General features: G+C 69.1%; 26 protein-coding genes. 11 read left to right on the top strand and 15 right to left on the bottom strand.

Annotation, left to right across the window (positions count from 1 at the left end):
- Positions 1 to 945 (top strand): ABC transporter substrate-binding protein (locus KBY81_RS12560; RefSeq protein WP_254976653.1); only part of this gene is annotated, 945 nt, incomplete at its 5' end.
- 24 nt (positions 946 to 969) lie between these two features.
- Here KBY81_RS12560 and KBY81_RS12555 read toward each other — a convergent pair.
- The gene (locus tag KBY81_RS12555) at positions 970 to 1839 is read right to left on the bottom strand and encodes an MlaD family protein (RefSeq protein ID WP_106219594.1); all 870 of its coding nucleotides are present in this window, start codon (positions 1837 to 1839) and stop codon (positions 970 to 972) included.
- A gap of 2 nt (positions 1840 to 1841) precedes the next feature.
- On the bottom strand, positions 1842 to 2447 hold the full coding sequence (locus KBY81_RS12550) for a hypothetical protein (protein WP_254976652.1): 606 nt from the start codon (positions 2445 to 2447) through the stop codon (positions 1842 to 1844).
- A gap of 65 nt (positions 2448 to 2512) precedes the next feature.
- On the opposite strand from KBY81_RS12550, the gene ureG reads away from it, so the two are divergent.
- From ureG to urtE, 6 genes are all read left to right on the top strand, one after another.
- Positions 2513 to 3127: an urease accessory protein UreG gene (gene ureG, locus KBY81_RS12545; RefSeq protein WP_106219596.1), complete on the top strand. Its 615-nt coding sequence runs from the start codon at positions 2513 to 2515 to the stop codon at positions 3125 to 3127.
- 222 nt (positions 3128 to 3349) lie between these two features.
- Complete coding sequence (gene urtA, locus KBY81_RS12540) at positions 3350 to 4645, top strand: urea ABC transporter substrate-binding protein (RefSeq protein ID WP_106219597.1); 1296 nt, start codon at positions 3350 to 3352, stop codon at positions 4643 to 4645.
- Positions 4646 to 4784: 139 nt separating this feature from the next.
- Positions 4785 to 5942, top strand: a complete 1158-nt coding sequence (locus KBY81_RS12535; protein ID WP_106219598.1) for an urea ABC transporter permease subunit UrtB — start codon at positions 4785 to 4787, stop codon at positions 5940 to 5942.
- A 60-nt stretch (positions 5943 to 6002) separates the two neighbouring features.
- Positions 6003 to 7109 (top strand): urea ABC transporter permease subunit UrtC, encoded by a 1107-nt coding sequence (gene urtC, locus KBY81_RS12530; protein ID WP_106219599.1) that lies wholly within the window; start codon positions 6003 to 6005, stop codon positions 7107 to 7109.
- Between the two features lie 70 nt (positions 7110 to 7179).
- A complete protein-coding gene (gene urtD / locus KBY81_RS12525) occupies positions 7180 to 7926 on the top strand; it encodes an urea ABC transporter ATP-binding protein UrtD (RefSeq protein ID WP_106219600.1) in 747 nt (248 codons plus the stop codon).
- 31 nt (positions 7927 to 7957) lie between these two features.
- Entirely contained in the window at positions 7958 to 8683 is a 726-nt protein-coding gene (urtE, locus tag KBY81_RS12520; protein ID WP_106219601.1) for an urea ABC transporter ATP-binding subunit UrtE, read from the top strand.
- Positions 8684 to 8762: 79 nt separating this feature from the next.
- Here urtE and KBY81_RS12515 read toward each other — a convergent pair whose 3' ends face one another.
- The 6 genes from KBY81_RS12515 to queC form a co-directional block, all read right to left on the bottom strand.
- On the bottom strand, positions 8763 to 9035 hold the full coding sequence (locus tag KBY81_RS12515; RefSeq protein WP_106219602.1) for an FmdB family zinc ribbon protein: 273 nt from the start codon (positions 9033 to 9035) through the stop codon (positions 8763 to 8765).
- Positions 9036 to 9171: 136 nt separating this feature from the next.
- Complete coding sequence (gene fmdA / locus KBY81_RS12510; protein WP_015110077.1) at positions 9172 to 10377, bottom strand: formamidase; 1206 nt, start codon at positions 10375 to 10377, stop codon at positions 9172 to 9174.
- A gap of 165 nt (positions 10378 to 10542) precedes the next feature.
- A complete protein-coding gene (locus KBY81_RS12505; RefSeq protein ID WP_254976651.1) occupies positions 10543 to 11100 on the bottom strand; it encodes a hypothetical protein in 558 nt (185 codons plus the stop codon).
- Positions 11079 to 11945, bottom strand: coding sequence for an aminotransferase class IV (locus tag KBY81_RS12500; protein WP_254976650.1), 867 nt, complete (start codon positions 11943 to 11945; stop codon positions 11079 to 11081). Before KBY81_RS12500 ends, KBY81_RS12505 begins: the two co-directional genes overlap by 22 nt.
- On the bottom strand, positions 11942 to 13258 hold the full coding sequence (locus KBY81_RS12495; RefSeq protein ID WP_106219605.1) for an anthranilate synthase component I family protein: 1317 nt from the start codon (positions 13256 to 13258) through the stop codon (positions 11942 to 11944). Before KBY81_RS12495 ends, KBY81_RS12500 begins: the two co-directional genes overlap by 4 nt.
- Positions 13255 to 13995 carry a 7-cyano-7-deazaguanine synthase QueC gene (gene queC, locus KBY81_RS12490; RefSeq protein ID WP_254972354.1) on the bottom strand — a complete coding sequence of 247 codons (741 nt, stop codon included), beginning with the start codon at positions 13993 to 13995 and terminating at the stop codon, positions 13255 to 13257. Before queC ends, KBY81_RS12495 begins: the two co-directional genes overlap by 4 nt.
- A 119-nt stretch (positions 13996 to 14114) precedes the next feature.
- On the opposite strand from queC, the gene KBY81_RS12485 reads away from it, so the two are divergent.
- The gene (locus KBY81_RS12485; RefSeq protein ID WP_106219607.1) at positions 14115 to 14669 is read left to right on the top strand and encodes an ecotin family protein; all 555 of its coding nucleotides are present in this window, start codon (positions 14115 to 14117) and stop codon (positions 14667 to 14669) included.
- Between the two features lie 31 nt (positions 14670 to 14700).
- Here the strand turns inward: KBY81_RS12485 and KBY81_RS12480 are convergent, their stop codons facing one another.
- From KBY81_RS12480 to gcvT, 5 genes are all read right to left on the bottom strand, one after another.
- Positions 14701 to 15348 carry a 7-carboxy-7-deazaguanine synthase QueE gene (locus tag KBY81_RS12480; RefSeq protein ID WP_254976649.1) on the bottom strand — a complete coding sequence of 216 codons (648 nt, stop codon included), beginning with the start codon at positions 15346 to 15348 and terminating at the stop codon, positions 14701 to 14703.
- On the bottom strand, positions 15323 to 17002 hold the full coding sequence (locus tag KBY81_RS12475) for a CTP synthase (protein WP_254972076.1): 1680 nt from the start codon (positions 17000 to 17002) through the stop codon (positions 15323 to 15325). Before KBY81_RS12475 ends, KBY81_RS12480 begins: the two co-directional genes overlap by 26 nt.
- 183 nt (positions 17003 to 17185) lie before the next feature.
- Positions 17186 to 17671, bottom strand: coding sequence for a Dps family protein (locus KBY81_RS12470; protein WP_106219610.1), 486 nt, complete (start codon positions 17669 to 17671; stop codon positions 17186 to 17188).
- Positions 17672 to 17760: 89 nt separating this feature from the next.
- Complete coding sequence (gene aspS, locus KBY81_RS12465; RefSeq protein WP_254976647.1) at positions 17761 to 19584, bottom strand: aspartate--tRNA ligase; 1824 nt, start codon at positions 19582 to 19584, stop codon at positions 17761 to 17763.
- A gap of 85 nt (positions 19585 to 19669) precedes the next feature.
- Positions 19670 to 20785 (bottom strand): glycine cleavage system aminomethyltransferase GcvT, encoded by a 1116-nt coding sequence (gene gcvT, locus KBY81_RS12460; RefSeq protein WP_254976646.1) that lies wholly within the window; start codon positions 20783 to 20785, stop codon positions 19670 to 19672.
- Positions 20786 to 20941: 156 nt separating this feature from the next.
- Here gcvT and KBY81_RS12455 point away from each other — a divergent pair, with 156 nt between their 5' ends.
- Together KBY81_RS12455 and KBY81_RS12450 are read left to right on the top strand one after the other, a co-directional pair.
- Entirely contained in the window at positions 20942 to 21181 is a 240-nt protein-coding gene (locus tag KBY81_RS12455; protein ID WP_159816280.1) for a hypothetical protein, read from the top strand.
- A 184-nt stretch (positions 21182 to 21365) separates the two neighbouring features.
- A complete protein-coding gene (locus tag KBY81_RS12450) occupies positions 21366 to 21725 on the top strand; it encodes a cyclic nucleotide-binding domain-containing protein (protein ID WP_219903815.1) in 360 nt (119 codons plus the stop codon).
- On the opposite strand, the gene speB is transcribed toward KBY81_RS12450, so the two are convergent.
- Positions 21719 to 22603, bottom strand: a complete 885-nt coding sequence (gene speB / locus KBY81_RS12445; RefSeq protein WP_106219615.1) for an agmatinase — start codon at positions 22601 to 22603, stop codon at positions 21719 to 21721. The genes KBY81_RS12450 and speB overlap by 7 nt on opposite strands.
- Positions 22600 to 23493, bottom strand: a complete 894-nt coding sequence (speE, locus tag KBY81_RS12440; RefSeq protein WP_254976645.1) for a polyamine aminopropyltransferase — start codon at positions 23491 to 23493, stop codon at positions 22600 to 22602. Before speE ends, speB begins: the two co-directional genes overlap by 4 nt.
- 57 nt (positions 23494 to 23550) lie before the next feature.
- On the opposite strand from speE, the gene KBY81_RS12435 reads away from it, so the two are divergent.
- On the top strand, positions 23551 to 24254 hold a 704-nt coding region (locus KBY81_RS12435; RefSeq protein WP_254976644.1), incomplete at its 3' end, for a carbonic anhydrase.

The following is a 24254-nucleotide window of genomic DNA, read 5'->3' as shown; positions in this document are numbered from 1 at the left end:
ACCCTCCTGGCCGCCGGCTGCAACCCCCGCCGCCGGCCGCCAGGGCCGCCGCGACTGGGGATCGTCCAGTACGTGCGGGGGGCCGGCCCCGATGCCGCCCGCCGCGGCTTCGTGCGGGGCCTGGCCAAGGGCGGCTTCCGGGCACCGGCCGGCGTGACCCTGCTGGAGCGCTTCGCCGCGGGCAGCATGGCCACCTGCCGCGCCCAGGTGGAGGAGCTGCTGGAGGCCGGGGTCGACATGCTCATGGCCATCGGCACCCCGCCCCTGGCGGCGATCCTGGCGATCGCCCCGGCTCGGGTGCCCGTGGTGTTCTGCTACTGCTCCAACCCGTGGGGGGCCGGGGCCGGCACCAGCTACACCCGCCACCGGCCCAATGTGGTGGGCACGGTCAGCACCAATCCCCTGGCCGAGCAGCTCGATCTCGCCAGCCGGATCAGGCCCGGCCTGGCCAGTGTCGGGCTCGTCTACAACCCCTCCGAGGCCAACGCCAGCTTCGAAGCCGAGCTGCTGCGCCGGGAAGCGGCGCCGCGCTCCCTGGCGGTGATGGTCGAGCCGGTGGCGGGGCCGGCGGAGGTGACCCGGGCGGCCGACATCCTGGCCGGCCACCGGGTGGGGGCCCTGGTGCGGGTGGGCGACTACGCCACCAGCGTGGGCTTCGCCGCCTTGGCGGCAGCCGGCCTGCGCCATCGCCTGCCGGTCTATTCCGTCGACCCGTCCGACATCACCACGCCGGGGTGCCTGGCGGTGGTGGGCTGGGATCCGGAGGCCGACGGGGCCCAGGCCGGAGCCCTGGCGGTGCAGGTGCTGCGCGGCCGCTCCCCCGCCACGATGGCCTTCGAGCCGGTGACCCGGAAGCTGCTGCTGCTGAATCGCCGCACGGCCCGGGCCATCGGAGTGACGTTGCCGCCGCCGCTGCTGCGCCAGGCCGACCGGGTGGAGGGGTGACGCCGCCGGCAGCCGTCGCGGCGCTCAGCGGTCCCGCTCGCGTCGGGGCTCCCCGGTCCGCTCGATCAGTTCGATCACCCAGCTCTCGTTGAGCGTCTTCACCAGGCGGTTGGTGGCGGTGGCCATGGTGGAGAGCTCGCGCAGGGTCTGGAGCAGCAGCGGCCGCGTCTGGGATTCGGTGCTCTCCAGCCGCCGGATCAGGGCGGACAGATCCGCGGCGGTGCCGTCAGCCCGGTCCTCCAGCCGCTCGGCCAGGGCGCGGGTAGCCCCCAGGGTGCGATTCAGTTCGCTGCTGCTGCGGCGGGTGTCCGCCTCCAGGCGCGTCGCCAGGCGACGGCTGGCGACCAGGGTGCGATCGAGCTCGTCGAGGCTGCGGGGCAGGCGGGTCTCCGCCAGGGTCAGGCCGCTGCTGACGGCCCGCTGCAGGGGGATGCGGCTGCTGGCCACCTCGGCGATCAGGTCGTCGATGTCGGGCCGGCTGGTGAAGACGAGCGTCTCGCCGTCGCCGATCGGGGGCTGGCCGATCGCCGCCGGGTCGGGGGTGATGGCGATGTAGTTGTCGCCCAGGAGCCCCAGCTGGGCCAGTTCGGCCCGGCTGCGGCGACCCACCATGGAGCGGTAGGGGTCCCGCAGCTCCAGTTCCACCAGCACCTGGGCATCGGGCTGCAGCACGATCCGGCGCACCTGGCCGACGGCGAACCCCGAGATGCGCACCGCCATGCCCGTCTGCAGGCCGGCGGCGTCGAGGGTGCGGAACTGCAGGCGGACGCTGGGCGCCAGCCAGTTGCCGGAGCGGGCGATCCCGAGCACGAACACCCCCAGCAGGGCCACCGCTCCGGCCAGGAAGACCAGGCTCTGGGGGCCGGGGCGCCGCGGCCTGGCGGAGGTGGACACGGTCAGGTTCCTCCCATGCGCAGGGGATCGACGACGATCGTCCAGAGCACATCGAGGCAGACCATCACCCCGATGCCCAGCCGCAGCGACCGGGCCATGCCCGAGGCCATCCCCACCTCGCCGGAGGCGCTGCGCCGGGCCTGCTGCAGGCAGATGGCGGCGCAGATCCCGCCATAGGCGGCCGCCCTGGCCAGGGCGGCCGCGAAGCGGGCCGGCTCCAGCTGGCCGATAAGGAAGCCCACCTCCGCCACCCCATCCCCCTGGTTGAGCATGAGGCTGGCGGTGATGATCACGGCCGCCATGAAATAGAGCAGCAGCACGACGCTCAGCAGGCCGCTGGCCAGCAGGTCGGGCCCCCAGGAGGCGGGGGGGCGACGGCCGCCCAGGAGCAGCGGGCCATCCCGCAGCAGCAGCAACAGGCTGACCAGCAGGGGAGCCAGAAACAGCAGGGCCCGCACCGCCAGCAGTTCGATCGTCACCCTGGAGAGCTGCTGCAGGGGACTGCGCAGCAGCTCGATGAACCCCAGGCAGACCACCACCCCCGTGCCCATGACGGTGGCGACGAGTCGGGCATCCAGGCGCTCGAAGCGACGGATCAGCGTCGGCATCGGTCCGTCACTCACCGCAGCCCTCGGCGCTGGCGTCAGGATGGCACCCATCCTGGACCGGGGCGATGGGCAGCAAACTGAGGGTCGGCGTGGCCGGTCCGGTGGGATCAGGCAAGACGGCCCTGGTCGACGCGCTCTGCCGGCGGCTGCGGCAGCGGCTGCAGCTGGCGGTGGTCACCAACGACATCTACACCCAGGAGGACGCCCAGTTCCTCACCCGTGCCGGCTCCCTGGCCCCCGAGCGGATCCGGGGCGTGGAGACCGGCGGCTGCCCCCACACCGCCATCCGGGAGGACTGCTCGATCAACCGGGCGGCCGTCCAGGAACTGGAGGAAGCCTTCCCGGACCTCGACCTGGTGCTGGTGGAGAGCGGCGGCGACAACCTGGCGGCCAGCTTCAGCCCGGAGCTGGTGGATCTGTGCATCTACGTGATCGACGTGGCCGCCGGGGACAAGATCCCCCGCAAGGGGGGGCCCGGCATCACCCGCTCCGACCTGCTGGTCATCAACAAGATCGACCTGGCCCCCATGGTCGGGGCCAGCCTGGCCGTGATGGAGAGCGACACCGAACGCATGCGCGGCGGTCGCCCCTGGTGCTTCACAAATCTGCGCAGCGGCGAAGGCCTCGATCGGGTCGAAAGCTTCCTGCTGCGGCAGCTGCCTGAACCGGCAGCCGCCTGAGTCGAGCACGCGATCAAGGATTCTGGTATTCGCCTTTCAGGCGTTGATCAGAAAAACCGTAGGTAATGCAACATATCGACAGGTCTGCGACGTTCAAATCCTCACTCCGGCGGGCCCTGGGCGGCTTTCTGTCTCATTGGATACCGGGGGTAACCACGTCCTTCCGTACCTTTCCCTTTGCCGTCGGTTACGGCGACTACAATTCATCTTGAACAGGCATCAATGTCTCTGCATCTTTCAAGGCGACTGGCAGCTGCAATCGCCGCAACTGCCGTGAGCGTAACCCTCGTCTCCTGCGGGGGCGAGTCCGGGTCCGGCGGCAATTTTGATGGTGAAGTGAAGGTCGGCATCCTTCACTCTCTCAGCGGCACCATGGCCATCTCCGAAACGACTTTGAAAGAAGTCGAAGAGATGGCGATCAAGGAAATCAATGACGCCGGCGGCGTCAAAGTCGGCGGCAAGTCCTACAAGATCGTTGCCGTTTCCGAAGATGGTGCCTCCGACTGGCCCACCTTCGCCGAGAAGGCCCAGAAACTGATCGACTCCGACAAGGTCGCCGTCGTCTTCGGTGGTTGGACCTCCGCCAGCCGCAAAGCGATGCTGCCGGTCTTCGAGTCGAAGAACCACATCCTCTTCTACCCGATTCAGTACGAGGGTCAGGAGTGCTCGAAGAACATCTTCTACACCGGCGCTGTTCCCAACCAGCAGGCTGAGCCCGCGGTTCAGTGGCTGATGGACAAGTTCGGAGACAAGCTCGGCAAGAAGGTCTACCTGGTGGGCTCCGACTACGTGTATCCGCGTACGGCCAACACCATCATCAAGGAGCAGATGAAGGCGCTTGGCGGTGAGACCGTCGGCGAGGATTACATCCCCCTCGGCAACACCGAGGTGGCTCCGATCATCGCCAAGATCAAGAAAGCCTTCCCGGATGGCGGGATCATCATCAACACCTTGAACGGTGACTCCAACGTCGCCCTCTTCAAGCAGTTCAAGGCTTCGGGCATCGATCCGGCCAAGTACCCGATCATGTCGTTCTCCATCGCCGAGGAGGAGATCCGCCAGATCGGCCCCGAGTACACCACCGGCACCTACGCCGCGTGGAACTTCTTCATGAGCCTGGACACCCCGGCCTCCAAGAAGTTCACCTCCGACTTCCAGGCCATGTACGGGGCCGACCGCGTCACGGGTGACCCGGCCGAATCCGCCTACAACATGGTGTACCTCTGGAAGAACGCCGTCGAGAAGGCGGGCACCTTCGAGGATCTCGACAAGGTTCGTCAGAACATGATCGGGATCACCTTCGCCGCTCCCCAGGGCGAAATCAAGATGTTCCCCAACCACCACACCTCCGAGCGGGTGCTCATCGGCGAAGCGGAGCCCACCGGCCAGTTCAAGATCCTGTACGACAGCGTCAAGGCCATCCCCCCGATTCCCTGGAACCAGTTCGTTCCCGAGACCAAGGGCTTCACCTGCGACTGGACCCAGGATCGGCCTGACGCCGGCAAGTTCAAGATGTGATCACGGAGCCATCCGTGAGGGAATGAAAGTCGGGTGGTTCCTGCGGGAACCGCCCCTTTCCGGTCCGCCACACCACCACGTTCGACCCGATCCAGCGTCGCCTCAGCAGCGCTGGATCTAACGTTCAACCTTCATTCCGTTGGAACTTTTCTTTTCTCAGATCCTCGATGGCCTCAGCATCGGGTCCGTGCTGCTGCTGGCAGCGACAGGCCTGGCCATCGTCTTCGGATTGATGGGTGTCATCAACCTCGCCCATGGCGAATTCATGATGCTCGGGGCTTATGTCACCTACGTGGTGCAATCGGCTTTCAAGCCCATGGGTGGTGTGATCTTCGAACTGTATTTCCCGGTCTCGCTGGTGTTGTCCTTCATTGTGACGGCACTGATTGGAGTTCTGCTGGAAAGAACGTTGATCCGGCAGCTCTATGGCCGACCGCTTGAAACTCTCCTGGCCACGTGGGGGGTCAGCCTGATTCTGATTCAGCTGATTCGGAGCGTGTCGACGGCCATGATGCTGGGCATCCTCGTGGGTGTCGGCGTTGGCTTCATTATCTCGAAATTGCTCGCGGCGAAGTTCTCCGCCAAGCCTTTCTTCACCTATCTCAACGGACTGGGCTGGGCGATCGCCATCGGCATCGGCCTGATCGCCGTCAACCTCTTTGACCAGGTCCGTCCGCTCTCCAAGGCCTGGTTCGGTCCGCGCAACATCGATGTCACCGCCCCGAAATGGCTGCAGGGAAGCTGGGGGATGATCGGCACGATCGAACTGCCCGGCCTGCGCATTTTCATCATTCTGCTGTCCGCTCTGTTGCTGCTGGCCACCTACTGGTTCCTCAACAAGAGCGTCTGGGGCCTGCGCATCCGTTCGGTCACCCAGAACCGTCAGATGAGCAACTGCCTGGGCATCCCCACCGACCGCGTCGACAGCATCACCTTCGGCATCGGCTCCGGCCTGGCGGGGGTGGCCGGGTGCGCCATCACCCTGCTCGGTTCGGTGGGTCCGAACCTCGGCGCGGCCTACATCGTCTCCTGCTTCATGGTGATCGTCCTCGGAGGCGTCGGTAACCTGCTGGGCACCGTGCTGGCCTCCCTGTTGCTGGGCATCATCCAGTCGGTGATCGGCTCGGGCACCCTGCTGACGATCTTCCCTGACATGCCACTGGCGGCGAAAGGGGTGATCGAATTCTTCGCCACCACCAGCATGTCCCTGGTGCTGGTGTTCATCTTCATCATCGTCTTCCTGCAGTTCCGCCCCAACGGCATGTTCCCCCAGAAGGGTCGCTCGGTCGATGCCTGACCCGGTCCGTCCCAACCTCTGCAGATTCCCGTTCCATCTCCCCACCAGGAGGCCCTACCTGTGAAAATCTTCCAACGACTCGTCCCCTGGATTCTGCTGGCGATCGCCCTGTTCATCCTGCCGGCAGCGCTGGATGATTTCCGCCTCAACCTCTTCGGCCGCTATTTCTCCCTGGCGATCACGGCCCTGGCCATCGACCTGATCTGGGGATACACCGGTCTGTTGAGTCTGGGACAGGGCATCTTCTTTGCCCTCGGGGGCTACGCGGTGGCCATGTACCTGATGCTCAACACCAAGAGCCTGGCGGGTGGCAACGGGATTCCCAAGTTCTTCGAGAACTACGGCGTCGACCAGCTGCCGTTCTTCTGGCAGCCCTTCTGGTCACCGGTGTTCACCCTGATCGCTCTCTGGGTGATTCCGGCGGTGGTGGCGGGCCTGGTGGGATGGCTGATCTTCCGAAACCGCATCAAGGGGGTGTACTTCTCGATCATCACCCAGGCGGCTCTGATGGTCTTCTTCCACTTCTTCAACGGCCAGCAGAAACTCTTTGACGGCACCAACGGTCTCAAGACCAGCACCAGCGAACTCTTCGGCCAGCTGGTGGGCTCCCCGGACATGCAGGTCTGGTTCTACCGCCTCACGGTGGTGCTGCTGCCCCTGGCCTTTCTGGTCTGCCGCTACTTCACCAGCGGTCGCTTCGGTGATGCCCTGATCGCCATCCGTGACGACGAGAGCCGCCTGCGCTTCGCCGGTTTCAACCCCGTCCCCTTCAAGACCATCGTCTTCCTGGTGGCCGGAGCCCTCTGCGGCATCTCCGGAGCCCTCTACACCGTCCAGTCCGGCATCGTCTCGCCCCAGTACATGTCGATCTCCTTCTCGATCGAGATGGTGATCTGGGTCGCCGTGGGCGGCAGGGGCACCCTGGTGGGTCCGATCATCGGTGCCACCCTGGTGAACTACCTGCGCAGCCTGGTGAGTGAGGCCCTGCCCGAGGCCTGGCTGTTCGTGCAGGGGGCCCTGTTCATCTTCGTGGTGGTCCTGATGCCCGATGGCATCTACGGCTGGATCACCAAGGGTGGCTTCCGCACCTTCCTGGCCGCCTTCGGCATCGCCCAGAAGGCCAAGACCTACCCCCAGATCGACAAGGAGGCCGTTCCTGTGGATTAGTCCCCCAGGAAGACGCTTCCTGGCTCATCTGCTGTGACCGCTCCTTTGATTCCGCACCCTTCCGAAGTCCATGTCAGAACCTCTACTCGAGCTCAATGACGTCAGCGTGAGTTTCGATGGCTTCTATGCCCTCACCGACCTCAGCCTGAAGCTCTACAAGGGTGAGTTGAAGTCCATCATCGGCCCCAACGGTGCCGGCAAGACCACCTTCCTGGATGTCATCACAGGCAAGGTGCGGCCCACGAAAGGAACGGTGAGCTTCAAGGGCAAGTCCCTGCTTGGCGTCTCCGAGCAGCAGATCTCGCGCAGCGGCATCGGCCGCAAATTCCAGACGCCGCGGGTGTTCGAGAACCTCACCGTGCTCCGCAACCTGGAGCTCTCCGCCTCACCGGTCAAGAACGCCTTCAGCCTGCTGGGGTCCGGTCTGCCCCAGTCCTCCAAGGACGAGGTGCACCGGATCATGAACTACGTGGGCCTGACCCCCTTCGCCACCGTCAAGGCCGGCTCCCTGTCCCACGGCCAGAAGCAATGGCTCGCCATTGCCTCCCTGGTGGCCCAGGCCCCGGAGGTTCTCCTGCTGGACGAACCCGTGGCCGGCCTCACCGATGAGGAAACCCTGCGCACGGCTGAGCTGATCAAGTCCCTCGCCGGCGACCACACCGTGGTGGTGATCGAGCACGACATGGAGTTCATCCGCGACCTGGGCTTCGACGTCACCGTGCTCCACCAGGGACAGGTGCTGACCGAAGGGCCGCTGGAGAAGGTCAAAGCCGATCCGCGGGTGATCGAGGTCTACCTGGGGCCGCCCGAACACTGATCGTTTCCCGACCATCACCCACCGCGAGCCCATGTCCACCACCAGCGCCCAGCCCCTGCTCCAGGTCTCCGACCTCAATGTGTATTACGGGGAAAGCCACATTCTCCGCAACGTGGATCTGACCATCCACGAAGGCAAGATGGTCTGCCTGATCGGCCGCAATGGCGTCGGCAAGACCACCTTCCTCAAGACCGTCATCGGACTGCTGCAGCAGCGATCCGGGACGATCACCTACCAGGACGGCCAGCTCACCAACCAGCCCCCCTACAAACGGGCCCGGTCCGGCATCGGCTATGTGTCCCAGGGCCGGGACATCATTCCCCAGGTGACCGTCAAGGAGAACCTGCTGCTGGGCATGGAGGCCCTTCCCGGCGGCCTGGAAAAGAACCGCCACATCGATCCGCTGATCTTCGATCTTTTCCCGATCCTCGAGAAGTTTCTCAAGCGCAAGGGCGGTGATCTCAGCGGCGGCCAGCAGCAGCAGCTCGCCATCGCCCGTGCCCTGCTGGGCAAGCCCAAGCTACTGCTCCTCGATGAACCCACCGAGGGAATCCAGCCCTCCATCATCCTCGACATCGAAAATGCGGTGCAACGGATCATGAAGGAGACCGGCATCAGCGTGCTGCTGGTGGAGCAGCATCTGCACTTCGTGCGCCAGTCCGACTTCTACTACGCCATGCAGCGCGGCGGCATCGTCTCCAGCGGCCAGACCGATCAGCTCTCCGACGACGTGATCAAGGAGTTCCTCACGGTCTGAGGATTCCGGCGCAACAGCAAGTTCCGGGCCGAGGCCACCAGTGGTGGCGCGACCCGGGACTTTTGCTTTGGTGGGGCGCTCAGCAGCCGCGGTTGAGCATCCAGGGACGGGTGCCACTCTCCTTGAGCCGGGGCTTGCCGGTGGCTTCCCTGGTTTCCTTGCGAACCAGACGCGGTTCGGACTGCTCCTGCTTCAGTCGGAAAGGGCCGCTCAGGGACATGACCGGTGTGAACACACGGAGGCCTTCGGCGCTGCAGCTCGGGCAGTTGGTTTCCTTGTGGCGCTCATCGATGCTGCGCCAGACCTCATAGTTGTCGCAGCCGTTGCTGCAGCTGTATTCGTAGACAGGCATCGCAAGACGAGGGGAACGACAGGGAGGAAAGAGAGGGCCGCCAGGAACACAGGCAGGCCCGAACAGTGGCAGACAAGAACAGTGGCAGACAAGAAAAAGGGGCCTGGTATCCAGGCCCCTCCCGCCAGCCTGCTGATCAGCAGGGGAGGATGTCCTTGTCGAAGATCCCCGTGGGGATGGCCAGGGTGCAGCAGGCGTTGGGGATGTCGACGATGCCGCTGATCCTGCCTTCCACCGGCGCACAGCTCAGCAGCAGGTAGGCCTGCTCACCGGTGTAGCCGAACTTCTTGAGGTACTCGATGGCGTTGAGGCAGGCACGCCGGTAGGCGATGTGGACGTCCATGTAGTACTGCTTGCCCTCGAACTCATCCACGGAGATGCCTTCGAACACCAGGTAGTCGGTGTAGTGGGGCTCCACCGGGCTGGTCTTGAACATGGGGTTGACCATGCCGTACTTCGCCATGCCGCCCTTGATGATCTCGACGTGGAGGTCGAGATAGCCAGACATCTCAATGGCGCCGCAGAAGGAGATTTCCCCATCCCCCTGGGAGAAGTGGATGTCGCCCATCGAGAGCTTGGCCCCTTCGACATAGACCGGGAAATAGATCCGGGTGCCCTTGGTGAGGTTCTTGATGTCGCAGTTGCCGCCGTGCTCGCGGGGCGGCACCGTGCGTGCGGCCTCGTTGGCCACCCGCTCGAACTCGCTGCCGGGGAGGGTGCCGAGGATGGCGCTGTTGGGGTTGGGCAGGGCCGCCAGCACGGGCTCGCTGCCGGAGAGGCCGGCGCCGTAGGTGCGGCGGTCGGGGGCGGTCTTCACCAGCTCCGTTTCACGACGGTTCCACTCGTTGAGCAGCTCGTGGGAGGGGGCGCAGCCGATCAGGCCCGGGTGGGTGATGCCGGCGAAACGGACACCGGGAATGTGGCGGGAGGAGGTGTAGATGCCTTCGAGATCCCAGATGGCCTTGGCGGCCTTGGGGTAGTGATCGGTGAGGAATCCGCCACCGTTCTCCTTGGCGAAGATGCCCGTGAAGCCCCACTCATCCCCCTGCAGGGCACCGACATCGAGAATGTCGACCACCAGGATGTCGCCGGGCTGGGCACCGTTGACCCAGATCGGGCCGCTGAGGACGTGAACGACCTCGAGATTCACATCCTCGATGTCCTTGGGGTCGTCATTGTTCTTGATCTGACCATCGGTCCAGTCCTTGCATTCGATCCGGAACACGTCGCCAGGGTTCACCGAGGCCACGGCAGGGATTTCCGGGTGCCAGCGGTTGTGCCCGGGCATGTCCTGTTGATCCATCGGCTTGGTGAGATCAACGGAGAAGAGTGTTTTGGGCATCGAAGAACCGAGGCGCAATTTCCCATCCATCCAAAAGGATGACCTGCGGCCCGAAAGTGTCGATTGCTACAGGACATTGGGGCCCTGTGTCCGCTCCAGGGAACGGGATCAAGAATCATTCTCACATCCAGGAGACCTTTCTCCCTCCCCTCGACCACCGGGGGATCAGGTGTCGTCGAAATCCCCTTTGCGGCAGAGATTATCCTTCAATCGGGCTACCCAGACACTGGGATCCAGCTTGCCGACCTGCTCCGTGCGGCCATCAAAGTGGAACAGAAACTGCCAGCGATCCTTGACTGGAAATGTTCTCTTGGCGTTGAGATCACTGATCGGATCTCCATAGATATTGTCATACGATTGCCAGCCCGGCTCTCCCTTGACGCTGCAGATCGCCGTGGTTTCGTACAGCTGGCCCTTGGCATCGCCGCCAACTGAGGTGACCTTCACCACACCCTTGTGCAGCCCGTTGGCAACGCCCGGCTGGAACGCCCGCACCAGCTCCACCCGGCTCCCGTCCACCTGCACCAGCAGGTCGCCCGGCTTGGCGTCCTGAACGGCCACCTCCTTCGGGGTGGCGCCGCAACCGGCCAGGGCGAGTCCCGTGCCCGCGAGCATGCCGGCCAGCAGTCCTGCCAGGTGCTTCCGGGACCCCAGGCCCCCCACAGCGTCGAACAACGTGATGGATCGATTCTGGCGCCAACCTATGACGACGCCAGCAGCCATCTCCAGAGGCCATCAACCCCGGCGGGCAGGGGCAGATCGATGGCCCCGCAGCGCCGGATCGGGCGGCCGCCCAGGCTGTTGACCAGCAGGGCCGCCTCGCTCTCCAGCAGGTCCGCCACTGACAGCCGCTCCTCCCGCAGCAACCCCAGGGCCAGGCCGCGGCCCCGCATCACCCCCGGCAGACAGCCGCTCTCCAGGGGCGGGGTGACCCACGCGCCCCTGCGCCGCACCAGCAGGTTCGCGCTGGTGCCGCAGCACAGGTCGCCGCCGCTGCCGAGCAGCAGGGCGTCATCGGCCCCGGCGGCCCGGGCCTCCCGCAGGGCCTGGATGGCGCCGCCGTAGGCGAAGGTCTTGCAGCGGCTGACCAGGCTGGCGGCGTTACGCCGCTCCACCCCACTGACGATCACCGCCACCGGCGTGGAGGCGGGCCTCCAGGGGCTCAGCTGCAGCCAGAAGCGGGGGCGGCCCTGGGGTTCGTCCGGCCCCGGCAGCGCCAGGCCCCGGCCGGCGCCGCTGCCCCGGCTCCAGTTGAGCCGCAGGGCCCCGCTGCCGGTGAGGCCACTGCGGGCCACCGCCTCGGCCAGCAGCGCCCGCACCCGGTCGGCCCCGGGGGGTGGCGCCAGGCCCAGGCTGGCGGCCGAGATGCGCCAGCGCTCCAGGTGCTCCGCCAGCAGCCGGGGCGTCCCCCCTTCGATCAGCACCGTTTCAAAGAGACCATCAGCCAGCAGCAGGCCGCGGTCGTTCAGGGGCAGGCAGAGCCGGTCCGGATCGCCCCAGGTTCCCTCCGGCGTCGGCCCGTCGATCCAGGCGATGGCCGTGCCGGCCGGAGCTGGGTCAGCGCTCATGCCAGGGCCTCCAGCAGCGGCTCGATCTTCCAGCCCATCTCCCGGGCCTCCCCCACGGGGTCGGAGTCGGCCACGATGCCGCCGCCGGCATGCAGCCGCAGGCGCCGATCCTTCTGCAGCAGGGTGCGGATCAGGATGCTGCTGTCGAAGCCGCCATCGGCTCCCAGGTGAAACAGGGAGCCGCAGTAGGGCCCCCGCGGCACCGGCTCCAGCTGGCTGAGGCGCCGGCAGGCCCGCACCTTGGGGGCGCCGGTGATCGAGCCCCCCGGCCAGCAGGCCCGCAGCAGGTCGACCAGGCCGCGCCCGGCGGCGAGCTGTCCCATCACCACCGAGGTGAGGTGGTGCACGTGGGCGTAGCTCTCCAGCCCCAGCAGCTGGGGCACATGCACCGAGCCGGGTACGCAGACCCGGCCCAGGTCGTTGCGCAGCAGGTCGACGATCATCACGTTCTCGGCCCGGTCCTTGGGGTCGCAGATCAGCTCGGCGGCGCGGGCGGCATCGGCGTCGGGGTCGGCGTGGCGGGGCCGGGTGCCCTTGATCGGGCGCGTTTCCACCCGGCCGTCGGGGTGCAGGCGCAGGAAGCGCTCCGGCGAGGCCGAGATCACCGCCTCCCCACCGGCGATGGCCAGGCCGGCGAAGGGGGCCGGGCCATGGCCCACCAGACGGAGGAACAGCGCCAGCGGATCGGGCGGCTCCTCCCGCAGGCTCTCGCAGCAGGCGGTGAGGTTGGCCTGGAAGAGGTCGCCGGCGGCGATCCACTCCCGCAGGATCCCCACCTGGGCGGCATAGGTGTCCGGGTCGGTGTGCCAGTGCCAGGCGCCGCGGGCGATCCCGGGCCCCTCGGCCGGGCGCTCCCCGGCCCCGGCCACCGCCGCCGCCAGGGCGGGATCCGCCAGCAGCCCCGCCATGGCCGCGAACCGGGCCGGGTCCTGGCCCTCGAGCCACAGCCGACCCTCCCCCCGGTCGAAGTGGATCAGGGGATCGTGGCGGGCCGCCCAGAGGGTGGCCATGTCGGAGGCCAGCCAGTGCCCGGCCGGCTCCACCCAGGCCCCGGCCTCGTAGCCGAGCCAGCCCAGCCAGGGTCCCCCCTGGCCCTCCAGATCGGCGAAGACGTCAAAGGGATCGGCTGCCCCCGGACTGCCCGGCAGCCCCCGGCAGGTCACGCTGGCCACCGGATCCACCCCGAGCACGCCGCGGCAGCCGAGGGGGCTGCCGTCTCCGTCGAGCAGCACCAGCCCGTCCCGGCCGAAGCGCTCGGCCAGGACCCGCGCCAGGGCCCGGGGCTCCAGCCATGGGAGCGGATCGCTCCTCAACGGTCGGCTCCGGCGCCGAGGGCGGCTCCGGCGCGCACGGCGGCGCTGGTCAGGTCGGCCCGGCCCGCGGCCACCAGGGCGGCATCACGGATGCGGCAGCTGTCGCAGCGGCCGCAGGGGAGATCCTCGCCGCTGTAGCAGCTCCAGGTGGCCGCGATCGGCACCCCGAGCCGCAGGGCCTCGCGCACGATGGTGGCCTTGTCCCAGGCCACCAGGGGGGCCCAGAGGCGGGCCCCCTGACCCTCCCGTCCCGCCTTGGTGGCCAGGTCGGCCAGGGTCTGGAAGGCGGCCAGGTAGTCGGGGCGGCAGTCGGGATAGCCGGAATAATCCACCGCATTGACCCCGAGCACGAGGCTGGTGGCGCCGCGGGCTTCGGCCAGGCTTAGCCCCAGGGCGATGAACACCGTGTTGCGGCCGGGGACGTAGGTGCTGGGAATCACCCCCGCGACCACGCCGCCGTCGGGGACGGGGATGGCCGGATCGGTGAGGGCCGAGCCGCCCCAGGCCGCCAGGTTCACGGCGATCACGTGGTGCTCCTCCAGCGCCAGGGCGCCGGCCACCGCGGCGGCGGCGTCCAGCTCGCGCCGGTGGCGCTGGCCGTAGTCGAAGGAAAGGCCGATGACCCGGTGGCCCGCCTCGATCGCCAGGGCCGCGGCGGTGGCCGAATCCAGGCCGCCGGAGAGCAGGGCGATGGCGAGCGGCGGGGGTGGGGAGGGCGTGGCGGGGGAGCGGGTGATGGGGCGAGCGGTGACGACGGCCCCCCCATTGTGGAAGCGGCGCCGGGGGCGGAGCGACCGGACGCGACGGAGGATGCCATGGTGGTGGCGCCGGTTTCCGGTCCCTTCCGAGGTTCCCCATGGCCCATGCCCTGCGCCGCGCCACGGCGGCCGCGGCCACCGCCAGCGTCATCGTCATCGTCAGCCTGCCGTCCCTGCTGGCGCTCACGGTGGCGCCGGCCCGGGCCATCCCCCGGCTGGATCTGACGCCCTACCCCAAGCCCACCGCCGCCCAGACCCGCTGGGTGATCCAGCTGCCCGGCGTGTTGCCGCCCACCGCCGATCCCCGCCTGTCCCCCCACCCGAGCGACTGGCGGGTGCAGCTGATCGCCGGCCGGGAGGTGGAGGCCGACTGCAACCAGCGGGCCTTCCGCGGCCGCTTCCGCGCCAGCAAGGTGAAGGGGCTGGGCGTCAGCGTCTACACGGTGAGTGATGTGGGGCCAATGGTCTCGACCCTGATGGCCTGCCCCCCCGGCCAGGCGACCCGCAAGGTGTTCGTGCCGATGGGCAGCAAGCCCTTCGTGGTGCCCTACGACGCCAGCCGGCCGATCGTGGTTTACACCCCGAAGGATCTGCAGCTGCGCTGGCGGCTCTGGAAGGCGGAGAAGGTGCAGCAGCCGGCCCAGGCCCTCTGAGGTTTCAGCGCAGGGGGCCGTTCCAGGGGCTTCAGCGCACCCCCAGCCACTTGTGGCTCTGCAGGCTGAGGCGCCAGTCGGGGTGGGCACGCACGTAGGCCACCGCCAGCTCCCGGCCGGCCGGTTCGTCCCAGGCGGGCTGGAGCAGGAGAGCGGGGCCGGGGGCGGCGGGCGGACGCAGGCGGGCCGCTTCGGCGGCCATGGCTTCGGCGAAGGCCAGGTCGGCCGGGGAGGTCACCACCACCTTGAGCTCATCACAGCGGGCCAGGAGATCGGCGGCCGGGGGGCGGTGGGGCTTCGGCGAGAGGGTGATCCAGTCGAAGCGGCCACTGAGCTGCCCCACGCCGCTGGTTTCCAGGTGCAGCGGCAGGCCCGTTGCCGCCATGGCCTTGCAGAGGCCGTCCAGGGGCTGCTGGAGGGGCTCGCCGCCGGTGATCACCACGAAGGCGGCACCGGCGACGGCGGCGGCGCTGGCCTCGGCCGCCAGGTCTGCCAGGGGGCGCGTGGGATGGGCCGCCTGCGGCCAGGAGTACTTGGTGTCGCACCAGGGACAGCCCACATCGCAGCCCGCCAGGCGGATGAAGAAGGCGCTGCGACCGGCGTGAAGACCCTCCCCCTGCAGGGAGTGGAAGGTTTCCACCACCGCCGGGCCGTCAGCCGTAGATGGGGCTGGCGACACGGTCCACGGCCTCGCTGGGGGAGCCGGGCAGCCGCTGCTGGGCCGCCGCGATCAGCCCCCGGAACAGGGGATGGGGCTTGCCGGGGCGGGAGAGGAACTCCGGGTGGTACTGGCAGGCGGTGAAGAAGGGGTGGTCCTTCAGCTCGATCAGCTCCACCAGGCGGCCGTCGGGGGAGGTGCCGCTGATCTCGTAGCCCGATTCCAGGAACAGGGAGCGGTAGGCGTTGTTGAACTCGTAGCGGTGGCGGTGGCGCTCGTAGACCACCTCCTCGCCGTAGAGGCGCTGGGCCATGGTGCCCGCCGTCAGCCGGCAGGGGTAGACGCCCAGGCGCATGGTGCCGCCCAGGTCCACCACGTCCTGCTGCTCGGGCAGCAGGTGGATGACGGGGTGGGGCGAGGCGGGATCCAGCTCGGCGCTGGTGGCCCCCTCCAGACCCGCCTGGTGGCGGGCCCACGCGATCACGGCGCACTGCATCCCCAGGCAGAGGCCCAGGAACGGCACCCGCTGCTCGCGGGCCCAGCGGATCGCCGCCACCTTGCCGTCGACGCCGCGGTGGCCGAAGCCGCCGGGCACCACCACCGCATCCATGCCCCGCAGCAGGGCGTCGGCACCCTGGCTCTCGATCTGCTCGGCGCAGATCCAGCGGAGATCGAGGGAGGCGTCCCGTTCCAGACAGGCATGGCGCAGGGCCTCCACCACCGAGAGGTAGGCGTCGTTGAGCTGGACGTACTTGCCCACCAGGGCCACCTTCACGGCGGGGCCGGGGTGGCGCAGCTTCTCCACCAGTTCCGCCCAGCGCGCCATGTCGCTGTCATGGTCGACCAGGGAGAGGACGTCGAGCACCTGGCGGCAGAGGCCCTCGCTCTCCATCGCCAGGGGCACGGCATAGATGCTGTCGGCGTCGAGGGCCTGGATCACGGCGCCGGCCGGCACGCCGCAGAAGCCGCCGATCTTGGCCTTGAGGTCGGTGCTGATGGGCCGGTCACTGCGGCAGACGAGCACATCGGGCTGGATGCCGATGGAACGCAGCTCCTTGACCGAATGCTGGGTGGGTTTGGTCTTGAGTTCGCCGGAGGTGCCGATGTAGGGCAGCAGGGTGACATGGACGTAGGCCAGGTCCTGGCGGCCGACGTCGCCGCGGAATTCGCGGATGGCCTCCAGGAACGGCAGCGACTCGATGTCGCCCACCGTGCCGCCGATCTCGGTGATCACCACGTCGGCGCCGCTGTTGGCCGCCACCCGGTGGATGCGCTCGCGGATCTCGCCGGTGATGTGGGGAATCACCTGGACGGTGCCGCCGTTGTAGTCGCCGCGGCGCTCCTTGTTGATCACCGCCTGGTAGATGGAGCCGGTGGTCACGCTGTTGAGGCGCGACATGGCCGTGTCGGTGAAGCGCTCGTAGTGGCCCAGATCCAGGTCGGTCTCGGCGCCGTCCTCGGTGACGAACACCTCCCCGTGCTGGTAGGGGCTCATCGTGCCCGGATCCACGTTGAGGTACGGATCCAGCTTCAGGATCGAGACGCTGTAGCCGCGGGACTTGAGCAGCCGCCCGAGGCTGGCCGCGACGATGCCCTTGCCGATGCTGGACACCACCCCGCCGGTGACGAAGACGAACTTCGCGGCATGGCCCCGCGTGGCGGACGGTGCGGACATCGGGCGCTGCGCTGATCCCCCAATCTACCGACCCCTTCCAGTCCGCCCGCCCTCAGGGGCCTCCTCGCCCAGCCCCCCTCTTCCCCCGTGCCCAGCCTCCTGGGGAGGCGTCAGCGGCGCGACCGAAGCCGGCCGTTGCCCGCAACGCGGGCGCGGACCGGCGCAGGCCGCGCCCGCTGACGCTCACCCCTCCAGAAGGCTCCTCAGCATCCACGCCGTCTTCTCGTGGATCTGCAGCCGCTGGGTGAGCAGGTCGGCGGTGGGCTGGTCGCTGGCGTCGTCGGCGGTGGTGAACACCGAGCGGATCGTGCGGGCCACGGCCTCATGGCCCTCCACCAGCTCCCGCACCATGGCCAGGGCGGCGGGGACGCCTTCGGCCTCGGGGATCGAGGAGAGGCCGGCATAGAGGGTGCCGCCATAGGGGGCGGGGAAACCGAGGGCCCGGATGCGCTCGGCGATCAGGTCAAGGGCGGTCCAGAGCTCGGTGTACTGGTCCATGAACATCAGGTGGAGCGTGTTGAACATCGGTCCAGTGACGTTCCAGTGGAAGCCGTGGGTCTTGGCATAGAGCACGGTGCTGTCGGCCAGCACGCGGCCGAGTCCATCGGCGATCTGCTGGCGCTGGTCCGCCGGGATGCCGATGTCGATGGGAGGAGCTGTGATGGCCATGGCCAGGAAGCGGGAAGCACCAGTCTAAGGCGAAGTGATTCCGCTTAATGACCGCAGCATGGCGGCAACGGCGCGGCAGTGGCTGCCCCTCAGCCCTCCTCGTCGCTCCAGGTGCTGGCCACGTGCAGCTCCTCCAGCTGCTTCGGGGCCACATCGGCCGGGGCCTGGGTCATCAGGCAGCGCGCCTGCTGGGTTTTCGGGAAGGCGATCGTGTCGCGGATCGACTCCTCGCCTGCCAGCAGCATCACCAGCCGGTCCATGCCGAAGGCGATGCCGCCGTGGGGCGGGGCGCCCATGTCGAGGGCCTCCATCAGGAAGCCGAACTGGCGCTCCGCCTCCTCCAGGGGCAGGCCGATGGTCTGCAGCACCTGGCGCTGCAGGGCCGCATCGTGGATGCGCAGGGAGCCGCCGCCCAGCTCCAGGCCGTTGAGCACCAGGTCGTAGGCCTGGGCGCGGGCGGTGGGCAGGGTGGCCGCCCAGGCGGTGGGGTCGCCTCCCAGATCCTCGGCGTTGGGGGCGCAGAAGGGGTGGTGCAGCGCCTCGAGGCGGTTCTCGCCGGCGTTGAACTCGAACATCGGGAAGTCCACCACCCAGAGGAAGTTCCACTGGTCGTTGTCCCGCTCGGCCGGCACCAGGCCCAGTTCGCGGGCCAGGTACTGGCGCACCCGGTCGAGGGCCTTGTTGACGGTGGCGGTGTCGCCGGCGCCGAACAGCAGCAGGGTCCCTTCCGTGGCGCCGGTGCGCTCCAGCAGTTCCGCCTTCCTCTCGGCCGTGAGGTTGTCCTTGATGGCGCCGATCGTGTCGATCTCGCCGCCGGCCCGCACCCGGATGAAGGCCAGGCCGCCGGCCCCCGCCTTCTGGGCCTCGCTGAACACATCACCGCCGGGCTTGATGCGCACGTTGCTGACGGCCTCATTGCCGCCGGCCACGGCGATGCACTTCACCGAGCCCCCGGCCGCCACGGCGCCGGAGAACACCTTGAAGCCCATGTCCCGGACGATGTCCGAGGCGTCGGTGAGCTCCATGCCGTAGCGGGTGTCGGGCCGGTCGGTGCCGTAGCGGGCCATCGCCTCGTGCCAGGTGAGGCGGGGGAACGGCCGCGGCAGCTCGATGCCCTTCACCTGCTTCCAGATGGCGGCGATCAGGCCCTCGTTCAGCGCCAGGATCTCCTCCTGGTCCATGAAGCTCATCTCCATGTCCAGCTGGGTGAACTCCGGCTGGCGGTCGGCCCGCAGGTCCTCGTCACGGAAGCAGCGGGCCACCTGGTAATACCGCTCGATGCCCCCCACCATCAGCAGCTGCTTGAACAGCTGGGGCGACTGGGGCAGGGCGAACCACTCACCGCCGCAGACCCGGGAGGGCACCAGGTAGTCGCGGGCACCCTCGGGGGTGGAGCGGGTGAGCACCGGGGTCTCCACCTCGATGAAGCCCTCCGCCTCCAGATAGCCGCGGGCCGCCTTCACGGTGGCGTGGCGCAGCCGCAGGTTGCGGCCCATGCGCTCGCGGCGCAGGTCGAGGTAGCGGTGGCGCAGGCGCAGTTCCTCGCGGGTGTTCTCCTCGTCGTGCACCGACACCGGGAACGGCAGGTTGCCGCGCACCTCGTTGAGCACCGTGATGCCGGCGGCCAGCACCTCGATGGCGCCGGTGGCCAGCCGTTCGTTGAGGGACTCGGCCGGCCGGGCCCGCACCTTGCCCTCCACCCGCAGGACGGTCTCGTTGCGCAGCCGTTCGGCCACGGCGAAGGCGGCGGGGGCCAGGTCGGGATCCACCGTGATCTGCACGGTGCCGCTGCGGTCGCGCAGGTCGATGAAGATCACCCCGCCGTGGTCGCGGCGCCGGTCGACCCAGCCGCCCAGCTGAACGGCCTCGCCGATGGCGTCGATGCGCAGATCGCCGCACCCGTGGCTGCGCATGGTGGCAAGCAGAACGAATCCGCGAGTTTCCCACAGGGCAGCGGCGGGCCGTTCTTAAGGGGCCGGGACAGCGCCGGAAGGGCGCTCAGCCGCGCCGGTAGAAGGGCCGCCTGACCACCACGGCCGGCTCGGCGCGCCCGCGGATCTCCACCGCCAGTGCGGTGCCGGGCTTCGCCGCCGCCGCCGGCACGTAGGCCAGGGCCACCGCCTCCCCCAGGGTGGGGGACCAGGTGCCGCTGGTGACCTCGCCCACCGGCTCGCCATCGAGGAGCACCGGATAGCCGTGGCGGGCGATGGCCCGGCCCTGCAGCTTGAGGCCCACCAGCTTGCGGGCCACCCCCTCGGCGGTCTGGCGCTCCAGGGCGGCCCGACCGATGAAGTCGGCCGGCATCTCCAGGTGCACCAGCCAGCCCAGGCCCGCCTCCAAAGGCGTGGTGGCCGCATCCATCTCGTTGCCGTAGAGGTGCATCGCCGCCTCCAGCCGCAGGGTGTCGCGGGCGCCGAGGCCGCAGGGGGTGACCCCCTCGGCCAGCAGCCGCTGCCACAACGCCACGCCGGCCTCGCGGCCCAGCAGCAGCTCGAAGCCGTCCTCACCGGTGTAGCCCGTGCGGCCCACGAACACCGGCGCCCCCTCGATGGCCAGCTCCCGGTGGCCGAAGCGGGGCAAACCCGCCAGGCTCGTGCCCACCAGGGCCTCGAGCCGGGCGGGGGCCTCCGGGCCCTGCAGGGCCAGCAGCACCCCGTCGCCCTTGCGATCGCTGATGGAGAGGCCCTCGGGCTCCAGCTGGCTGGCGATCCAGGCGGTGTCGGCCTCGGCGCAGGCGGCGTTGATCACCAGCACCAGCTCATCGCACTCCCCCTCGGGGCCAGCGACACGGCCGCAGTCGTAGACGATCAGGTCGTCAAGGATGCCGCCGGCCTCGTTGAGCAGCACCGTGTAGCAGGCCTCGCCGGGGCCGATGCGGAACAGGTCGGTGGGCACCAGCCGCTGCAGGGCGTCCTTGGTGCCCTGGCCCCGCAGGGTGAGCACCCCCATGTGGGAGATGTCGAAGACGCCGCAGTGCTGCCGCACGGCGTTGTGCTCCTGCACCAGGCCGGAGAACTGGATCGCCATCTGCCAGCCGGCGAAGGGCACCATGCGGCCCCCGGCGGCGATGGCGGCGGCATCCAGGGGTGTACGGCGCAGGGGGGTGGAGTCCATCGGAGGCGGCCGGCCGGCCAGGGGGACGCCGGAGCTCGGTGGCGCGATCCTATGGAGCGGCTGCGGCGAATACCGAAGAAAGCCTGTGATTCGGCTTCCACCCCTATCACACCGTCAAGGAAATGCGTACCTTGAATGGCCCAATGGGTCAAGAGGATGGGCAACCGTCCCAACTGCCGCAGCTGCCGCCACTGCACCCCGCCCGCCGGGGTGGAGCTGGGATGGTGCCAGCTGCGGCAGCTCCCCATCCACCCCGAGCTGGTGGCCGATCTCTGGTGCCACCACTGGACGGCGCGTCCGCCCCGGCTGCCGGTGGTGTCCCCTGAAGCCCTGCTGAAGCAGGCCCGCCTTCCCGTGGCCAGTCAGCAGCTGAGCCTGGCCACCGGCCTGCCCTGAAAGCTGATCAAAAGCTGAAAAGCGTGACGGATGCTTCCGTTTCGCCCTTCTTCTCCCTAATCTCCATCCCTTCCAGTAGCGGAACGGTCCGTTTGGCCCTAGGAAGGCAGGACCCTGTCCACCACGACCACGGAGGTCCCCGGCATTGATCAGAACCGCCACATCCCCATCGCCCATCGAACTGATGGCCGTTCATGTGGATTGTGAAACCTTCACCCTCCCCACCGGAGCCCACGTCTTCTGCCGCGGCGCCAGCGCCAACGCCATCTACGCGGTGCGCCGCGGCATCGTCGAGCTGGTGGGCGAGCAGGGGGAGAAGACCTGCTACCGCCCCGGCGAGCTGTTCAGCTACCAGGACATCACCTGGCGCGAACTGAGCCACCGCAGCGACGCCTTCGCCCGTACGCCCGTGGAGGTGCTGCGGCTGGACCGGCTCCGCTTCCTCAACCTGCTGCACAACCACCCCACCATGGCCGTGCAGCTGATCGGGCAGCAGCACAGCCGCCTGCGGGAGCAGCGGGCCAGCGGCACCTGCTGCTACTGAGCCGGGGCGCCTGAGGGCACCGGCCGCCCGAGCAGCAGCAGCAGGCTGCGGGTCACCTTGGCCGCCAGCACGGCGCTGACGCCGCTGGCATCGAGCTGGGGTGCCAGCTCCACCACGTCGGCGGCCACCAGCCGGTGGTGGCGCAGTTCCTCCACCAGGGCCGCAAAGTTGGGCCAGTGGAAGCCGCCGGGTTCGGGCGTGCCCGTGCCCGGCAGCACGGCGGGATCGAACCAGTCGAGGTCGACGGTGAGATAGAGGGGCCGGCCCCGCAGGGGCGCCAGCGCCGCCGCCATGGCGTCGATCGGCACCAGCCGTCCGGTGGCGTGCAGCTCCTGGAACTCCTCGCGGGTGCCGCTGCGGATGGCGATCTGGCGCAGCTCGCCGCTGGGCAGCGCCTCCAGGCAGCGGCGCATGGCGCAGGCGTGGCTGTGGCGGGCGCCGAGCCACTCCTGCCGCAGGTCGGCGTGGGCATCGAGCTGCACGAGCACCAGATCGGGATGACGCCGCGCCACCGCCGCCACCGCGCCGCTGCTGATCGAGTGCTCGCCCCCCAGCATCAGCGGCGCCAGACCCAGCTCCAGCACCGCCTCCGTGGCCCTGCCCACGGCCGCCACCACCGGCTCCGGGGCCCCGAAGGGGATGGCCACGGCCCCGAGGTCGGCGAAGGCCAGGTCGTCGAGGTCCAGATCGAGCTGGGGGTCATAGCTTTCCAGGCCGCTGCTCACCTCCCGGATCGCCGCCGGGCCGAAGCGGGCGCCGGGGCGGAAGGAGGTGGTGCCGTCGTAGGGAACGCCGAAGAGCCCCACGGCGCAGCCCGCGGGCTCGCGGCGGGCGCCCATGTAGATCGCCCCTTCGGTGTCGAACAGCTCCGGGGTCATGGCTGGCCTGCCGCGTCGGCAAGCGCGCGCTCCACGAAGGCCGGCACCGCCTCGAAGGCCCCCCGCTGCCAGCGGGGCGACCAGATGCTGCAGCCCGGCGCCACCGCCGCGGCCCGCTCCGGCAGCGGCTCCCGGTAGCGGGGGCCGTCGGGGCAGGCGAAGGTCCAGCTCCACCAGCCGCTGGGATACATGGGAACCCAGCCGTAGAGCGGATCGGCGTGGCCGAACACCTCACGCAGCAGCCGGACGGTGTCGATGTGGACCTGGCGGAAGGCCTCGGGGGATTCGCTCTGGGTGGCGAACACACCGCCGGGGCGCAGCAGGCGGCGGCAGTTTTCGAAGAACGCCCGGTTGAACAGGCCCTCGGCCGGTCCGGCGGGATCGGAGCCGTCCACCAGCACCACGTCGTAGCTGGCGGCGGGGGCGTTGGCCGCCCAGGCGATGCCATCGCCGACGGTGAGGTGGAAGCGGGGGTCGCTCCAGGCGTCGCCGCCCAGGCCGGGCAGGTGCCGGCGGGAGAGCTCCACCACCAGCCCGTCGATCTCCACCATGTCGAGGTGGGCGACGCCGGGATGGCGCAGGCACTCACGGGCGGTGCCGCCGTCGCCGCCGCCGATCACCAGCACCCGCTCGATGGCAGCGGCGGCGCAGAGGGCCGGATGAACCAGGGGTTCGTGGTAATGCCGCTCCTGGCGTTCCGCCGTCATCCAGCAGCCGTCCAGCAGCAGCCCCTTGCCGTAGGTCAGGCTGTCGATGATCGTGATCCGCTGGTAGGGGCTGGTGTGCTCCTCCACCACGGTGGCGGCCAGGCCGTAGCGCACCCCGCCCAGCTCCTCGTCCACCCAGGCGCCCGGGGGGCAGGCGTCGGCCGGTGGCTGTTGCGGTCCCATGCGGTTGGCTCGTGGGTTTCCAGCTAAACCTTCGGCAGGACCCCTTGTCACGGCGCCATGGCACATTCCAGACGCCACCTGCTGAGGATCCTCGCCCTGGCAGGCGCCGGGGTCGCCCTGGACACCCTGGGACCCCGGCCGGCGGCGGCCGCGGAGGGGGCGGCGGAGGCGGAGGGCACCCTGGTGGAGCGGCTCTCGGTGTGCCGCCCCGGCGGCGATCCGCTCCAGGAGCTGCTGCGCCGCAACCGGGACTTCTGCCGCACCTGGCAGGCGGCCGAGCGCAGCGAGAATCCCCTGGACCGGGCGACCCTGCTGCACGACAGCTGGCCGCTGCACTGCCAGGTGCGGCCCGATGCCCTGGCGGCCGGCCAGCGGCCCTGGGCCTCGGTGCTCTGCTGCGCCGATTCGCGGGTGGCACCGGAGTGGATCTTCGCCTGCGGTGCCGGGGAGCTGTTCGAGGTGCGCAGCGCCGGCAACACGGCCTTCGATGCGGGCGTCGCCTCGCTGGAGTACGCCGTGGCGGAGCTGGCGGTGCCCCTGATCCTGGTGATGGGCCACAGCGGCTGCGGCGCGGTGACGGCCGCCATGGCCAGCACCCCGCTCACCCCCCTGCTGGAGGAGCTGGTGGCACCGATCCGGGCGAACCTGCAGCCGGGAGCCGACCTGGCCCAGGCGGTGCGCCGCAACGCCGCCGCCGCCGCCGCCGCCCTGCCCCGGCGCAGCGCCCTGCTGGGCCAGGCTGTGGCGGAGGGGCGGCTGGC

It is taken from the genome of Cyanobium sp. Lug-B (genome assembly GCF_024345635.1).
GTDB lineage: Bacteria > Cyanobacteriota > Cyanobacteriia > PCC-6307 > Cyanobiaceae > Cyanobium > Cyanobium minutissimum.
Note: the sequence above shows the minus strand (reverse complement) of the source record. Positions and strands in the feature narration are given on the sequence as shown.

Excerpts from the sequence above, each read along its gene's own strand:
- KBY81_RS12550 (WP_254976652.1), bottom strand. The coding sequence starts at position 2,447 with ATGCCGACGCTGATCCGTCGCTTCGAGCGCCTGGATGCCCGACTCGTC.
- ureG (WP_106219596.1), top strand. The coding sequence starts at position 2,513 with ATGGGCAGCAAACTGAGGGTCGGCGTGGCCGGTCCGGTGGGATCAGGC.
- urtA (WP_106219597.1), top strand. The coding sequence starts at position 3,350 with ATGTCTCTGCATCTTTCAAGGCGACTGGCAGCTGCAATCGCCGCAACT.
- urtD (WP_106219600.1), top strand. The coding sequence starts at position 7,180 with ATGTCAGAACCTCTACTCGAGCTCAATGACGTCAGCGTGAGTTTCGAT.
- urtE (WP_106219601.1), top strand. The coding sequence starts at position 7,958 with ATGTCCACCACCAGCGCCCAGCCCCTGCTCCAGGTCTCCGACCTCAAT.
- KBY81_RS12515 (WP_106219602.1), bottom strand. The coding sequence starts at position 9,035 with ATGCCTGTCTACGAATACAGCTGCAGCAACGGCTGCGACAACTATGAG.
- fmdA (WP_015110077.1), bottom strand. The coding sequence starts at position 10,377 with ATGCCCAAAACACTCTTCTCCGTTGATCTCACCAAGCCGATGGATCAA.
- KBY81_RS12505 (WP_254976651.1), bottom strand. The coding sequence starts at position 11,100 with ATGGCTGCTGGCGTCGTCATAGGTTGGCGCCAGAATCGATCCATCACG.
- KBY81_RS12500 (WP_254976650.1), bottom strand. The coding sequence starts at position 11,945 with ATGAGCGCTGACCCAGCTCCGGCCGGCACGGCCATCGCCTGGATCGAC.
- KBY81_RS12485 (WP_106219607.1), top strand. The coding sequence starts at position 14,115 with ATGGCCCATGCCCTGCGCCGCGCCACGGCGGCCGCGGCCACCGCCAGC.
- KBY81_RS12475 (WP_254972076.1), bottom strand. The coding sequence starts at position 17,002 with ATGTCCGCACCGTCCGCCACGCGGGGCCATGCCGCGAAGTTCGTCTTC.
- KBY81_RS12470 (WP_106219610.1), bottom strand. The coding sequence starts at position 17,671 with ATGGCCATCACAGCTCCTCCCATCGACATCGGCATCCCGGCGGACCAG.
- aspS (WP_254976647.1), bottom strand. The coding sequence starts at position 19,584 with ATGCGCAGCCACGGGTGCGGCGATCTGCGCATCGACGCCATCGGCGAG.
- gcvT (WP_254976646.1), bottom strand. The coding sequence starts at position 20,785 with ATGGACTCCACCCCCCTGCGCCGTACACCCCTGGATGCCGCCGCCATC.
- KBY81_RS12455 (WP_159816280.1), top strand. The coding sequence starts at position 20,942 with ATGGGCAACCGTCCCAACTGCCGCAGCTGCCGCCACTGCACCCCGCCC.
- KBY81_RS12450 (WP_219903815.1), top strand. The coding sequence starts at position 21,366 with ATGGCCGTTCATGTGGATTGTGAAACCTTCACCCTCCCCACCGGAGCC.
- speB (WP_106219615.1), bottom strand. The coding sequence starts at position 22,603 with ATGACCCCGGAGCTGTTCGACACCGAAGGGGCGATCTACATGGGCGCC.
- speE (WP_254976645.1), bottom strand. The coding sequence starts at position 23,493 with ATGGGACCGCAACAGCCACCGGCCGACGCCTGCCCCCCGGGCGCCTGG.